The sequence below is a fragment of the Ideonella azotifigens genome (assembly GCF_021043325.1).
In the GTDB taxonomy this organism is placed as follows: Bacteria; Pseudomonadota; Gammaproteobacteria; order Burkholderiales; family Burkholderiaceae_C; genus Ideonella; species Ideonella azotifigens.
Window position 1 is genome coordinate 1 of record NZ_JAJNKD010000029.1, and the last position, 13,547, is coordinate 13,547.

Here is a 13,547-nt window from a genome sequence, read left to right on the forward strand (position 1 = left end):
ACCTACAAGCACGTCGCGATGGTGATGGCCGAGGCCCAGCGCCTGGGCGTCACCAAGATCGGCATCATCGGCAACGAACAGTTCATGGACTGAGCGGCTGTGAACGTCTCACTCAAAGCTTCTCTTCTCACGCTGGCCCTGACGCTCGCACTGGCGGCCAGTTTCGGTGCCGCAGCCCAGACTGCGCCGCCCGCCATTCGCCCTGAAGTCGTCAAACCGCTGCTGGCCTCGCGCTGATGGCGCAAGGCCTGGACGGTGCAGGGCAACGACGGCGCGACCGATCTGGCGCGGCTGTGGCCGCTGGCGGTGCGCTGAGCGAACTTCAGGCCAGCATGACCAACTCGGAATATGGCGCGAGCATGGCGTCGGCGGTCAGCAAGTGCAGCGGCTCGGCCATCGCCTGAGCCACCAGCAACCGGTCGAACGGGTCGCTGTGATGCAGTGGCAACAGGCCGACGCCGGCTGCATGAGAAGCCCGCACCGGCAATTCGGAAAAGCCGCTGTCAGGGATGGCGGCGGCGAGCGCTTGTGGATCGGCTTGGAGCTTGCCAAGCTTGGCCTTGATGGCGATCTCCCAGATCGACGCGGCAGAGACAAAGACCTCGTCCGCGGACTCGATGAGACGCCGTGCCGCCGGCTTCAGTGAACGCGAGTCGGTGACGGCCCACAGGTAGATGTGGGTGTCCAGCAGCAGGCGCATCAGCGGCCCTCGAATCCGGCCAACACCTCATCGGGCAGCGGCGCGTCGAAGTCCGCGGCGACCTTGACCTTGCCTTTGAGCACGCCGAACCTGATCTTGCCCTTGCTGCTAGACAGTTGGGTGATGCGCGCGATCGGTTTGCCGTGGCGGCTCACGACCACGTCTTCGCCCGACGCTGCTTGGTCCACCAGCTGGGAAAGGCGGGTCTTCGCGTCGTAGATGTTGACTGGATTCATGGCGGGCGACTCGGGCAGAATTCAGACCAAGTCTAGTCTATTTGGCCTGCCTGTCGCAACCGCCATGGGTTCAGATCGTCACCACCCACCCCCGCCGCTGCATCAGCTTCGCAACGGCCCACCACACCGCCACGCCCGCCAGCGCCCACAGGTGAGACGGCCACAGCGGGCCGGTCCAGGGGGTCATCCAGGCGAAGCCGCTGGCGTAGAGCTTGGCGCCCCAGCCGGTGCCTTCGAGCAGGCAGGTCATCAGCCAGGCGCCAGCATAGGCGGTGATGGCGTTGATGCCAAAGGACTGGCCCAGGGGCGGCAGGCCTTGGCGGTCGATCAGGCGGTGGAAGAAGGCCAATGCCAGCGTGGCCCAGCCACCGGCCCAGAGCACGAACGAAGGCGTCCACAGCGACTTGTTCCAGGGCCAGACCAGCGAGCCGAGTGCGCCTAGCATCAGTGCGATCAGCGCGAGCGTCCACAGCCGTTGCAGCGCGCCGCGGCGCAAGGTCTCTCCAGCGATCAGGCCCAGCAGCGTGGTGGCCAGTGCGCCGAGCGGGCCCACCGGGCCTTCGGGGTCGAACGCGAGGCCGGTGGCTGCGTCCCATTGGTAGGCGTGGCGGCCCAGCAGCCAGCTGTCGACACGCGCTTCGGCATTGCTGCCGGTTTGCAGGCCGCCGGGCGCCAGCAGCAATGCACCGTAGCCCAATAGCAGCGCAATGAACAACCAAGGCCAGCGGCGGCGCGGCAGCAGCACGGCGACGCTGCCAGTCAGCCCGAAGCAGAGCCCGATGCGCTGCAGCACGCCAAACGGCCGGAACGCGCGCGTGTCCATGGCCCAGTGCGCCACCGCGTGCAGCACCAGTCCGAGCAGCACGATGCGCATCGCGCGCCACCACAGCGCGCCCGCGAGGCCCGCGGTCTCGCCACGGTCCCGTTTAGGTCCCGTGGCAAAGGCCAGCGACACGCCGACGATGAACAGGAAGCCCGGGAAGATCAGGTCGGTGGGCGTGCAACCGTGCCACTCGGCATGCTCCAGCGGCCACCACACATGGCCCCAGTCGCCAGGGTTGTTGACCAGGATCATCGCGGCGACGGCCCAGCCTCTGAGGGCGTCGATGGAGGCGAGGCGCGGATTGGGTCGTTGCATGGGTGGGTGCGAGATCAGGCCGCCGGGGTGTGTTGTTCCGCTCATGTCCTCCGGCCTGCGGCCTCCCCCTTTACTTCGCTGCACAACACCCCCCACCGTCCTGATCGGGTACGCGACTGGGCTGTTCGACCGTTGCAGTAAGACCCGCTTCCCGCAGCGGGTGTCGGGTGGTCACTGCAGCGAAGTAAAGGAGGAGGCCGCAGGCCGGGGGACATGAGCGGAAGTGACTACCCGGCGACCGCGACTCGCGCCTACCGGGACGGGAGGAGCTTTAGATGTTGCAAGGACTCGTCAACGGAGGATCGGTTACAGGTACCTGATCCAGATGACTCAAGCCCTCGCGGCGCAAACGCTGAACTTCCGCATCCACCTGCGCAGGGCTCAGTTGCTCGTCCTTCGCGTGCAAAACCCAGTCCACCTGCTGTCGCCAGATGCGCATGCCGGCACTGGTGGGCAGCAGGCCTTCGGGTGAGAACCAGAGGTTGAAGCTGATGGCCATGGGCTGCACCGGGTGGTTGCGGCCGCCGTGGGTGGCGAGGGGCTGGCCGTCGAGGAAGAGGCGGGTGTTGGTGGCGTCCACCTGCATCAACAGCGTGTGCCAACCGTCCAGTGCAGCGAAGTGTTCGTGGGCTTGGTTGTAGGCGGCCCAGGGTTCGATGCGCACGGTCTGCCAGGCAATGCCGTAGAGGCGCGTCTTGTCGCTGCCCCAGCCGCCGTTGGCGAGGTACTCCCAGTCGAGCTCGCTGAACTCGGGGTCGAAGTCGAAGCGCAGCGGGGCGACGGCGTAGAAGGTCTGGATGACCGGGTCGCCGTCCGGGCCACGCTCGGGGGTGTCGTGGAAACGGATGCGCGCGGCGTAGGTGCCGCGCAGGAACTTGCGCTGCTGGCAGAGCTGGGCTTGGGCACTGTGGGCCGGTGTGCCGTCCGTGCGGGCTTCGAGTTCCAGCAGGCGTCCGCCGCTGGTGTCCGGGTCGGCCACCAGGCGCAGCGTGTTCGGGCCCCAGGCCGCGCCGGCAATGCCGGGGTGGCCTGCTTCGCTGCGCACGATCCAGCCGTTCTGGCTCAGCGCTTCAAGCGAGGGCTGGCTGAAGTCGTCGAAGAAGAGTTCGCTGGACTGCGCGCTGGCGCAGGCAAACAGCGCACTGGCCATCAGCAGCGGCCTCATGCGAGAGAACCTTCGCCGGCAGGTGTTGACTGGGCGGCTGGCGCGCCGTCGCGGCCGGGCAGTTTGACCCAGACCAACAGCGCCAGCGCTGGCACGCCGCAGGCGATCGTCCAGTAGAAGAAATGTTCGTAGCCCAGGGCGGCCTGCAGGTCGCCGCTGATGGTCTTGGAGAAGATGAAACCCAGCTGCATCACGCCGGAGCCCAGCGCGTAGTGGGCGGTCTGGAACGGGCCGGGTGCCACGGCCTGCATGATGTACAGGATCATGCCGACGAAGCCGAAGCCGTAGCCGAACATCTCGATCGTCACGGCGATGGCGATGTCGCTCAGCGTGCTGGGCATGCCGGGCAGCGAGGCCAGCAGCGTGGGCAGCGCGATGCCGCTGTCCACCGCCGGCCGCACATGCGCGAGCCACGCAAAAGTCATGTTGGGCACGGCCATCGCGATGATCAGCAGTGGCATGGCGCGCTTCAGGCCCAGCCTGGAGGCGAACAGCCCGCCCAGGATGCTGCCGACCAGGAAGGCCGCGGTGCCGATGCCACCGTAGATCGCGCCGATCTGTTCGGTCAGCAGGCCTAGCCCCCCGGCCTCGCGCTTTTCCAGCAGGAACAGCGGGCCGATGGTCTGCACCTGGCCTTCGGCAAAGCGGAACAGCACGATGAACAGGATGGCCAGCCAGATGCCAGGCTTGCGGAAAAACGCGACGATGACTTCCTGCAGCGTCTGCCACACGGCCTGGGCGCTGCGCGGTGCATTCGCGGCCGAGGCCGGCGAGGGCAGGGCCCAGGCGTTGTAGCTGGCCAGCAGCGCGAGCAGCACGGCGAGGCCGCAGAAGATGGTGGACCAGGCGTTGAACACGCCGACCGACTTTTCCAGATGGCCGGCCCAGACGATCAGTGCGCCCAGCGTGAGGAACTTCGAGGCGTTGAAAAACGCGCCTTGCCAGCCCGCATAGGCGGCCTGCTGTGGCGCGCTGAGCGAGGCCATGTACAGGCCGTCGCAGGCAATGTCGTGCGTGGCAGAGGCATAGGCCAGCAGGCACAGCACGGCAATGGTCAGTGCAAAGAAGGCGGGCGACTGCAGCACCAGCGCCACCGCGCCCAGGCACACCGCGCCGGTGAACTGCATCGCCACGACGATGCGCTTCTTGCTGCGGAACAGTTCCAGGAACGGGCTCCACAGCGGCTTGATGGCCCAGGCCAGGCCCAGCACGCCGGTCCAGCGCGCGATCTCCTGGTTGCTCACGCCCATGTTCTTGAACATCAACCCGGCGATCAGCATCACCACCCAGAACTGCATGCCCTGCACGAAGTACAGGCTGGGCACCCAGCGCATCGGCGAACCGCCCGCGCGGGGCTGCACGCGGGAAGAAGAGGAGGCGTCAGACATCGCGGGCTCCGGGCAGGCGGTTCAGGGCAACAGGGGAAGGTCTCAGCGGACCGGTGGCACCAGCTCGACCGGGGCCACGCCCGTCGCTTGCAAGCGGCCGGCCAGCCAGTCGGTGACGGCTTCCAGCGCGCCCTCGGCATAGCCCCAGCTGACGAGCGACGGGGCGGGCACGTCCAGCACCTGGAACGGATTCCACAAGGCGATGTGCAGCGCGGGCTGCCATGTGGCGGCTGCAACTGGGTAGCGCTTGCGATGGTTGGACACCAGCACCAGCATGCGGCCATCGTCCGGCAGCGTGCCGAAGTCGAAGCTGGTCAGGTCCTCGACCAGCAGCATCTCGACATCCGCGTCCAGCGCGAACAGTGCGCGCACCGCGGCGCCTTCCAGGCCGGCTTCGGAGACGCCGTCGCAGTCCACGCGGGCCTGGGTCAGCACACGCAGCCGCGTGCCGCTGGTGGGCGGCAACGCGCCGGCCAAGGCGGTCAGGCCACGGCGCCAGCCGTCGCGGGCCAGCGCTTCGTCGGCGGTGCGCTGCTCGGGGGCGTAAGGGCGCGGTGTTGCGGGAAAGCGGGCGGCCAACGCGTCCAGCCGGGCGGCCGAGCGCTGCACCTGTTCGGGCAGCAGTTCGCCCTCGCGCAGTGCGAGTTCGATGGCCTGCACCGCGGCAGCCTGTTCCTGCGGCAGGCCTTGCGCCAGCGGCATGTCGGCACCAGCCTGCAGCGTCAGCACCGCGGCGCGGGCATGGCCGTAGCGCTCGTGGATGGCCTTCATCATCAGCGCATCGGTCAGCACCACGCCGCCGTAGCCCATGTCCTGCCGCAGCAGGCCGGTCAGCACGCGGTGCGACAGCGTGGCCGGGTGCTGCGGGTCCAGTTGCGGGTAGACGATGTGGGCGGTCATCACCGCGGGCGCATCGGGTCCGATGGCACGGAACGGGATCAGCTCCAGCGCTTCAAGTTCTTCGAGGGACTTGTCGACGGTTGGCAGCGCGTGGTGCGAGTCCACGTGCGTGTCGCCATGGCCGGGGAAGTGCTTGAGGCAGCAGGCCACGCCCTCCTTCAGCGAGCCGCGCATCCAGGCGGCTGCCAGGCGGGCGACGCGATGCGGGTCGGCGCCGAAGCTGCGCTCGCCGATCACCGGGTTGGCCGGGTTGTTGTTCACGTCCAGCACCGGCGCCAGGTTCCAGTTGATGCCCAGGCCGATCAGGCCACGCGCCACGGCGGCACCGGTGGCTTCGGCCAGGGCCTCGGCTTCGGCGATGTCGGCAATCGCGCCAATCGCCATCGCGCCCGTCGCATGCGGCAAGGCAGTGAAGCGGTTCACCGAGCCGCCTTCCTGGTCGATGGCAATCAAGGCGCTGGGCCCCAGCACCTCGCGCAGGTCCGTGCAGAGCTTGCGCACCTCGGCCTCGGTGCCCAGGTTGCGGCGGAACAGGCAGACCGCGCGGATGCGGTGCCGGCGCAGGAACGCCGCCGTTTCCGCCGTCAGCGATGTGCCTTCGATGTCGACCATCACCAGATGGCCCGGGTGGAACTCGGCGTGCATGGGTGGCGTGGGTTTACTTTGTCAGCGTCACTTTGCTGAGGTGGCGCGGCTGGTCCGGGTTCGCACCGCGGGCGCGGGCCAGCGCTTCGACCATCGGGTAAAAGCTCTGGATCGCGGCAATCGGGTCCAGGTCCTCGTTGGCCGTGGGCGCCAGCGGCAGCTCGGCACCGGGCGTGCCGGCGGGGGCGGCCAGCAGCACGCGGCCACCGCGCTGGCGCATCTCGGCGGCCAGCGTCAGCAGGCCGGCCTGGGCCGGGCCGCGCGGTGCGAACACCAGCAGCGGGTAGCCTTCATCGACCAGCGCCATCGGCCCGTGCTTGACCTCGGCGCCCGAGAAGGCCTCGGCCTGGATGCCGCAGGTTTCCTTGAACTTCAGCGCGGCTTCCATCGCCACCGCCAGGCCGGTGCCGCGGCTGATGACAAACAGCTTGTCGGCGCCGGTCAGCACCTCGACGGCCGGCGTCCAGTCCAAGGCTAGGGCTTGCGAGAGCGCTTCGGGCAGGGCCTCCAGCGCGCGCAGCAGCGCGGCGTCCTGCTGCCAGTTGGCGACCAGGCGTGCGCCGGCCACCAGCTGGGCGATGTAGCTCTTGGTCGCGGCCACACTCTTCTCGGGTCCGGCGTGCAGCGGCAGCACCCACTGCGCGGCCTCGCCCAGTGGCGAGTCCACCTGGTTGACGACAGCCACGGTGCGGGCACCGCCGGCGCGGAAGAAGCGCGTGGGCGCGACCAGGTCCGGGCTCTGGCCGGACTGCGAAAACGCCAGTGACATCAGGCCCTCGCAGTGCAGCGAGGATTGGTAGAGCGTCAGCAGCGACATCGGCAGCGAGGTCACCAGGCGGCCCATGCGCGCCATCGCCAGGTAGGCCATGTAGTGCGCGGCATGGTCCGAGCTGCCGCGCGCCACCGTCAGCAGGCCTTGCAGCGGCTGCTCGCGCAGGCTGCGGGCCAGGGCTGCGTAGGTGTCGGCGTCGGCCGCCATCTGGCGGGCCACGGCGGCCGGGGCCTCGCGGGTCTCTTCAAGCATCCTGGAGTTCAATCGACTCTCCTTCCACGACCACGCGCTGCAGGGTCAGCGCAGGGTCCAACATCACGAGATCGGCCATCGCGCCGGCCACCAGGCGGCCGCGTTTGGCCAGGCCCAGGTAGTCGGCCGCGAAGGTCGAGGTGCGGGCCGAAGCCTCGGCCACGTCCAGGCCCAGGCTGACGAAATTGCGCAGCGCCTGGTCCATCGTCAAGGCGCTGCCGGCGAGCGTGCCGTCGGCCAGGCGCACGCCGCCCAGGCATTTGAAGACCTTGTGCCGGCCCAGGTGGTACTCGCCGTCTGGCATGCCGGCCGCGGCAGTCGAGTCGGTCACGCAATACAGCCGCGGAATGGTGCGCAGCGCGACCTTCAGCGCGCCGGGGTGCACGTGCAGCAGGTCCGGGATGATCTCGGCGTAATGCCCATGCGCCAGCGCCGCGCCCACCATGCCGGGCTCGCGGTGGTGCATGCCGGTCATCGCGTTGAACAGGTGCGTGAAGCCACCGGCGCCGGCCTCCAGCGCGGCCACGCCGTCTTCATAACAACCGGCCGTGTGGCCGACCTGCACGCGGAAACCTTCGGCCACCATCTGGCCGATCAGCTGCAGGTGGCCGGGCAGCTCGGGCGCGACGGTGATGAGGCGGATCGGCGCCAGCGCATGCAGCCGGCGCACCTCGCTGATGGACGCCTCGCGGGCGAAGTCCGGTTGCGCGCCCAGCTTGCCGGGGTTGATGTACGGGCCTTCCAGGTGCACGCCCAGCACGCGGGCGCTGCCGCCCTGGCGCGCGGCGCAGATCGGGCCTATGGCCCGGAACGCGGCCTCGATCTCGCCGGCCGGCGCGGTCATGGTGGTCGCCAGCAGCGAAGTCGTGCCGTGGCGGGCGTGGGCGCGGGCGATGTGCAGCGCGGCGTCGCCGGCGTCCATCGTGTCGTGGCCGCCGCCGCCGTGCACATGCAGGTCGATGAAGCCGGGCAGGATCAAGGGCTCGCCGCTGGCACGCGCTTCGCGCTCGCTGACCGGCCGGCCGCTGATGGCCTGGATGCGGCCCTGCGCATGGCGCAGCTCGCCATGCACAAAGCCTTCGGGCGTGAGGATGTGGCCGTGCAGCGTGCCGTAGGGCTCGCCGTTCGCGCCGACTGAAGCTGCCACAGGCGCGTTCATGCGGCGGCTCCTTGCGTCACACCCAGCTTGCGGCGCACCAGGTGCAGCGCGCCATCGGCTGCGTCGCCCTGGGCTGCCCTGCAGCGGTTGCGCAGCATGGGCGGCAGGTAGGGCAGCAGGCGCTGGGCGATGCTGCCGCTGCAGACCACCGGCAGCTGGCCGGCCGGGTCCAGCGCGCGCACCATGTCGCTCAAGGCGGTGGCGGCGTCGCGCAGCAGCGCGGCGGCCATGGTGTCGGCGGCTTCGTGTTCGAAGACCAGTGGCGCCAGCGCGGCATAGGCGCGCTGTCCGGCCTGGGCGCACCAGGCGCGCATGGCAGGCACGTCGGCGCCGGTCGCAGCCAGGATGGCCTTGGCCAGCGGGCCAGCGGCCACCTGGCCGTCCAGCACATGGTGGGCATGGCGCACCGCCTGCAGGCCCAGCCAGGCGCCGCTGCCTTCGTCGCCGACGCCAAAGCCCCAGCCGCCCACCGTGCGGTGGTGCCCGTCGGCCCACAAGGCTTCGGCCACGCTGCCGGTGCCTGCCACCAGCACCAGCCCGGGCTGGCCGCCGTGCGCGCCCAGCAATGCCGCCAGTGCGTCGCTTTCGAGTGCCAAGGCCTGCAGGCCGGGCGCGTGTTGCGGCTGGGTCGCGATGAAGGCTTCGCGCAGCGCCAGCACATGCTCGCCGGCAAGGCCCGCGCCCAGCGCGCAGTCGCTCCAGGAGGCATCCGGCGAACCCGCGGCGGCCAGCGCAGCGCGGCTGGCCTGCAGCACGTGGCGCCAGGCCTGTTCCACGCCTTGCGACAGGCCGGACGGGCCGGCCTCGCCGAAGCCCAGCACGCTGCCCTCGGGCGAGCAGACGCGGGCCCGGGTGCCGGTGCCGCCGCCGTCTACGCCAATGATGAAGCGCAAGCTCAACGCAATGCCCCCTTTGATGGTGTCGAGTGAGTCGATTCGTTTGATACCAATATAGTACCAGAAGAAGACCAGCATCAACATGAACCAGGGTGAAGCAGGGTAAACCTTCGACTTCCGAGGCTTGTCTTCAGGCTGTCAAGCGCATGTGCATTAGTACCAATTTAGAACCAGATAATGCCAAGGCCAGCGTTGGCCTCAGGTCGACCAGATCCGCGGCGGCGTGCCGTCCAGGCCCCATTGCAGTGTGCGCCAGCGCGCGCGCACCTGGCGCCACAGCCCGAACAGCGGCTCCACCCGCGAGGCCAGCGCGCGGCAGACCAGCACCTGCGCGTCCGGCGAGGTGGCGCCGGCAAAGCTGGCCAGCGGATGGCCGGCGAAGACCTCGCGGGCGGCGTCGAGCAAGGCGTTGCGTTGGGAGCTGGCAATCGGCGAACCCGAGGCCAGCCACAAGGTGCCCAGCACGCGCCGGCCGGCCATGCCCAGCGGCGAATCCAGCAGCAGCGTGTCGCTGGCATCCAGCCGGGCGCGTTCCAGCCACACGCCGGGCAGTGCCATCTGCTGGGTGATGCGACCGGCATCAAACGCCTGGTTGGCCGCCGGCAGTCCCAGCGCCAGCATTTCCCAGCCCATCATTTCGGCACCGGGTGCCAGCTCGAAGCGCAGCCGGTTTTCGGCCAGGCAGCCGCGGTAGGCAATGGTTTCCAGCGGCAGCCATTCCAGCCGCGCGCCGGGTGCGAGCTGCGCATGCACCGTCTGTGTGGCGAGCTCACCCGCGCTGCGGTAGAAGCGCGTGGCGCCAGGCGTGGTGATGACGGCGTGCGTGCCTTCGGCCTGCTGGATTTCGACCTTCAGCTCATCCCCGCCAACGATGCCACCGGGCGGATGCACCAGCACGTGGTGGCAGATGCCAGGGCCTTCGGGGTAGAGCCGCTGCAGCACGCGCAGCGGGCCGGAGTGGCGGTCCAGCGCGATGGTGCGTTCGCCATCGCGGGTGTAGTGCAGGTGCAGGTGGCCTTGCCAGCCCATGAGGTGAACGCAGTAGAAGCAGGAGCCGGCAGTGTAGAAGCTGCCGGCGCCTCGGTCTTCAGCGCGTGTGCCAGAAGCGCCGGTGCAGGGCCAGCAGTTCGTCGCGCAGCTCGGCCAGCGGGCCGATCACTTCGATGGCTTTCTGCCCGCGCGCGAACAGCTCGCGGCAGGGCAGGTCCAGCGTGGGGTTCTCGGCGTGGTTGCCGGTGAGGGCCAAAAGGTCTGCCTCGCTGGCGCCGTAGACCAGGCGGCCGATGTTGGCCCAGTACTGGGTGCCGGCGCACATGGCGCAAGGCTCCAGCGTGGTGACCAGCGTGCAGTCCCACAGCATGGCTGGCGCATACAGCCGCGCGGCCTCGCGTGCCAGCACCGATTCGGCGTGGTTCACCGTGTCCACATTGCCCTGCGTGAGCAGCACGGTCTCGCCGTCCGGCGCCACCAGCAGCGCGCCGAATGGGTGGTGGCCAGCGTCCATCGCCTGGCGGGCGATGGTGTTGGCGGCGCGCAGGTGCTTGAGGGTGTGCTCGTCGGTCCAGGTGGTGGCCATTCAGGTGTCTCTTTCAATGACCTTGCGAGCCGCGGTGGGCCCAGCCGGTGGTGCGTTTTTCGATCACCGAGAAGAATTCGTACATCAGCATCGCCATCGCGCCGACCACCATCAGTCCGGCAAACGCAAGCCCCATCTGCATCGACGAGCCGGCCGAGACCAGCAGGTAGCCGATGCCTTCGTTCGAGGCCGTCATCTCCGAGACAGTGGTGCCGACAAAGGCCAGCGTGATCGCGACCTTCAGCGAACCGAAGAAATACGGCATCGAGCGCGGCAGGCCGACCTTCATCAGCACGTCCCAGCGCCTGGCGCCGAGCACGCGCAACACGTCTTCCAATTCTGGCTCCAGCGTGGCCAGGCCGGTGGCGATGTTGACGGTGATCGGGAAAAACGAGATCAGGAAGGCGGTGAGCACCGCCGGGCCAACGCCAATGCCGAACCACACCACCAGGATGGGCACGAAGGCCGCCTTGGGCAGCGCGTTGAAGCCGGTCATCAGCGGATAGATGGCGGCATAGGCCAGGCGCGAACTGCCGATCAAAAAGCCCAGCAACACGCCGACCACGATGGCAATGCCAAAGCCCGTCATCGTGACCCAGTAAGTGCGCCAGGCGTGCTTCAGGATCTCGCCACGGAATTCGACGATCTGCTCCCAGATCTTCAGCGGGCTGGGGAAGATGAATTCGCTGACCTGCAGGCCGGTGCACAGCGCCTGCCAGATGACCAGCGTGAGCACCAGCAGGATCCACGGAGAGATGGCTTCAAGTCGCCTGGCCTTCGCTGCCGCGGTGGTCATTGCGCCACCTCCACGCCCGTCTTTCGCACGGCCCCAATGTGCCCGCGCAGCTCATGCACGATCTCCGAAAACGGCGCTGAGTAGGTGACCTCCAGGTCCCGCGGGCGCGGCAGTTCGATCTCGCGCTTGACGACGAAGCGGCCGGGGCTCTTGCTCATGACGTAGACGGTGTCGGCGAGGAACACGCTCTCGCGCAGGTCGTGGGTGACGAGGATGACGTTGAACTTCTGCGCCGCCTGCAGGTCGCGCAGCGTGCACCACAGTTCTTCGCGGGTGAAGGCGTCCAAGGCGCCAAACGGTTCGTCCAGCAGCAGCATCTTCGGCTCATGCACCAGCGCACGGCAGATGCTGGCGCGCTGCTGCATGCCGCCCGAGAGCTGCCATGGGAACTTGTCCTCGTAGCCGCCCAGGCCCACGCTTTGCAGCAGCTTGCGCGCCTTGGCTTCGTACTCGGCCTTCTTCTGCTTGAAGCTGCTGCGGTAGGGCTCGACGATTTCCAGCGGCAGCATGACGTTTTGCACGGTCGTGCGCCACGGCAGCAGGCTGGGCGCCTGGAAGGCCATGCCGGTGATCTTCAGCGGCCCGGTCACTTCCTTGCCTGCGATTTCCACCGTGCCGCGACTGGGTCGCTTCAGGCCGGTGGCCAGCTTCATGAAGGTGGACTTGCCGCAGCCCGAAGGCCCGACGATGGCGATGAACTCGCCCTCGTTCACCTGCAGGTTGATGTCTTCGACGGCGAATTTTTCCTCGGCCAGCAACTCGTCGTTGTAGGCCAGCCAGACGCCACGGAAGTCCACGAAGGAAGGCATGCCGATCTCACTTGCCGAAGATGTTGCGCTCCGCGGCGCTGGGCAGGAAGCTGCCGTTCCAGACAGTGTCGGGGTTGATGCGGCCCTTGGTCGTAAAGGCATCGGCCACCTGGCTGGCCATCAGCGCCAGGCGTGGCTTGTTGATGTCGCCAAAGCCTTCGGCTTTGGCGTCCGGCGTTGCGACCGAAGCGTCCAGCGCCATCTTCAGCCGGCGCTCTTCGAGCTCGGCGTTGATGATGCCGTCGCGCGCCTTGACCACCGCAATCGCGCCCTTGGTGTCGGCCATCACGGCCTTGGTGCCCTTGGTGAAGGCGCGCAGGAAGGCCTTCACGGCTTCCGGGTTCTTCTTGAGGAAATCTTCGCTGGTGATGATGGCGTTGCCATACAGCTTCACACCGTATTGCGGGTAGCTCATCACCGTCACGTCGGCCGGCTTCACGCCACGCGCTTCCAGGCTCAACAGCGAGGTGAACGAGAAGCCGGTGATCGCGTCCACATCGCCCTTGGCGAGCATCGTTTCGCGCAGCGCCGGGTCCATGCTGATCCATTCGACCTGGCCCACGCCGTTGGCCTTCTGGAAGATGGGAAAGCCGCGGCGGCCGGCGTCGAACACCGGCGCGCCCAGCTTCTTGCCGGTCAGGTCGGCGGGCGTCTTGATGCCGCTTTTCTTCAGCGCCAGCACTGCGGCCGGCGTGTTGTTGTAGACCATCATCACGGCGACCGGCTTGTTCGGCGCGCTCGGGTTGTTGGCCTGGAACTCCATCAGCGCGGCCATGTCGGCAAAACCCATGTCGTAGGCGCCGGAGGCCACGCGGTTGACCGCGTTGCCCGAGCCGTTGCCGGCGTCCACCGTCACGTTGAGCTTCTCGGCCTTGAACAAGCCCTTGGACACCGGCACCAGGAACAGCGCGCTGGGGCCTTCGTAGCGCCAGTCGAGCTGGAACTTGATGGTGGTCTCCTGGGCCTGGGCCGAGACACAGAGCGCGAGGGTGGCGGCAGCGGCCAGCAGGCGGCGACGGCTGGCGGAAAACAGGGGCGCGAACACGGGCATGGGATCTCCACTCAAGGCACAAAGAGACGACGCAAGAACAAGGCCGCGGTGGATCACCTTCGTT

At 68.3% G+C, this 13,547-nt stretch carries 15 protein-coding genes and 1 pseudogene; 2 read left to right on the top strand and 14 right to left on the bottom strand.

The features are described 5' to 3' along the window. Both LRH25_RS31745 and LRH25_RS31750 read left to right on the top strand, forming a co-directional pair. A pseudogene (locus tag LRH25_RS31745) lies at positions 1-93 on the top strand (biopolymer transporter ExbD); the annotation flags it as partial. Positions 94-99: 6 nt separating this feature from the next. After that, positions 100-237: a hypothetical protein gene (locus tag LRH25_RS31750; protein ID WP_170200994.1), complete on the top strand. Its 138-nt coding sequence runs from the start codon at positions 100-102 to the stop codon at positions 235-237. Positions 238-322: 85 nt separating this feature from the next. Here the strand turns inward: LRH25_RS31750 and LRH25_RS31755 are convergent, their stop codons facing one another. The 14 genes from LRH25_RS31755 to LRH25_RS31820 form a co-directional block, all read right to left on the bottom strand. Further along, the gene (locus tag LRH25_RS31755; protein WP_141289635.1) at positions 323-700 is read right to left on the bottom strand and encodes a type II toxin-antitoxin system VapC family toxin; all 378 of its coding nucleotides are present in this window, start codon (positions 698-700) and stop codon (positions 323-325) included. Continuing rightward, a complete protein-coding gene (locus LRH25_RS31760) occupies positions 700-936 on the bottom strand; it encodes a type II toxin-antitoxin system Phd/YefM family antitoxin (RefSeq protein WP_141289634.1) in 237 nt (78 codons plus the stop codon). The genes LRH25_RS31755 and LRH25_RS31760 overlap by 1 nt, the downstream gene beginning before the upstream one ends. A gap of 70 nt (positions 937-1,006) precedes the next feature. Continuing rightward, a complete protein-coding gene (locus LRH25_RS31765; RefSeq protein ID WP_141289633.1) occupies positions 1,007-2,074 on the bottom strand; it encodes an acyltransferase family protein in 1,068 nt (355 codons plus the stop codon). A gap of 271 nt (positions 2,075-2,345) precedes the next feature. Then, positions 2,346-3,239: a glycoside hydrolase family 16 protein gene (locus tag LRH25_RS31770; protein WP_141289632.1), complete on the bottom strand. Its 894-nt coding sequence runs from the start codon at positions 3,237-3,239 to the stop codon at positions 2,346-2,348. Continuing rightward, the gene (locus LRH25_RS31775) at positions 3,236-4,627 is read right to left on the bottom strand and encodes an MFS transporter (RefSeq protein ID WP_141289631.1); all 1,392 of its coding nucleotides are present in this window, start codon (positions 4,625-4,627) and stop codon (positions 3,236-3,238) included. Before LRH25_RS31775 ends, LRH25_RS31770 begins: the two co-directional genes overlap by 4 nt. 42 nt (positions 4,628-4,669) lie before the next feature. Continuing rightward, positions 4,670-6,172: a beta-N-acetylhexosaminidase gene (gene nagZ, locus LRH25_RS31780; RefSeq protein WP_231013200.1), complete on the bottom strand. Its 1,503-nt coding sequence runs from the start codon at positions 6,170-6,172 to the stop codon at positions 4,670-4,672. Between the two features lie 13 nt (positions 6,173-6,185). Next, positions 6,186-7,196 (bottom strand): SIS domain-containing protein, encoded by a 1,011-nt coding sequence (locus tag LRH25_RS31785; RefSeq protein ID WP_231013201.1) that lies wholly within the window; start codon positions 7,194-7,196, stop codon positions 6,186-6,188. Further along, positions 7,189-8,355, bottom strand: a complete 1,167-nt coding sequence (gene nagA, locus LRH25_RS31790; RefSeq protein ID WP_231013202.1) for an N-acetylglucosamine-6-phosphate deacetylase — start codon at positions 8,353-8,355, stop codon at positions 7,189-7,191. The genes LRH25_RS31785 and nagA overlap by 8 nt, the downstream gene beginning before the upstream one ends. Continuing rightward, a complete protein-coding gene (locus LRH25_RS31795) occupies positions 8,352-9,254 on the bottom strand; it encodes a glucosamine kinase nucleotide-binding domain-containing protein (protein ID WP_231013205.1) in 903 nt (300 codons plus the stop codon). Before LRH25_RS31795 ends, nagA begins: the two co-directional genes overlap by 4 nt. Positions 9,255-9,449: 195 nt before the next feature. After that, positions 9,450-10,280 carry an urease accessory protein UreD gene (locus LRH25_RS31800; protein WP_231013210.1) on the bottom strand — a complete coding sequence of 277 codons (831 nt, stop codon included), beginning with the start codon at positions 10,278-10,280 and terminating at the stop codon, positions 9,450-9,452. A gap of 58 nt (positions 10,281-10,338) precedes the next feature. Beyond that, positions 10,339-10,827, bottom strand: a complete 489-nt coding sequence (locus tag LRH25_RS31805) for a nucleoside deaminase (RefSeq protein ID WP_141289382.1) — start codon at positions 10,825-10,827, stop codon at positions 10,339-10,341. 13 nt (positions 10,828-10,840) lie between these two features. After that, complete coding sequence (locus tag LRH25_RS31810) at positions 10,841-11,623, bottom strand: ABC transporter permease (RefSeq protein WP_141289381.1); 783 nt, start codon at positions 11,621-11,623, stop codon at positions 10,841-10,843. Next, on the bottom strand, positions 11,620-12,432 hold the full coding sequence (locus LRH25_RS31815; RefSeq protein ID WP_141289380.1) for an ABC transporter ATP-binding protein: 813 nt from the start codon (positions 12,430-12,432) through the stop codon (positions 11,620-11,622). Before LRH25_RS31815 ends, LRH25_RS31810 begins: the two co-directional genes overlap by 4 nt. Before the next feature lie 7 nt (positions 12,433-12,439). Further along, positions 12,440-13,483: an ABC transporter substrate-binding protein gene (locus tag LRH25_RS31820; RefSeq protein ID WP_141289379.1), complete on the bottom strand. Its 1,044-nt coding sequence runs from the start codon at positions 13,481-13,483 to the stop codon at positions 12,440-12,442. Positions 13,484-13,547: the final 64 nt, after the last annotated feature.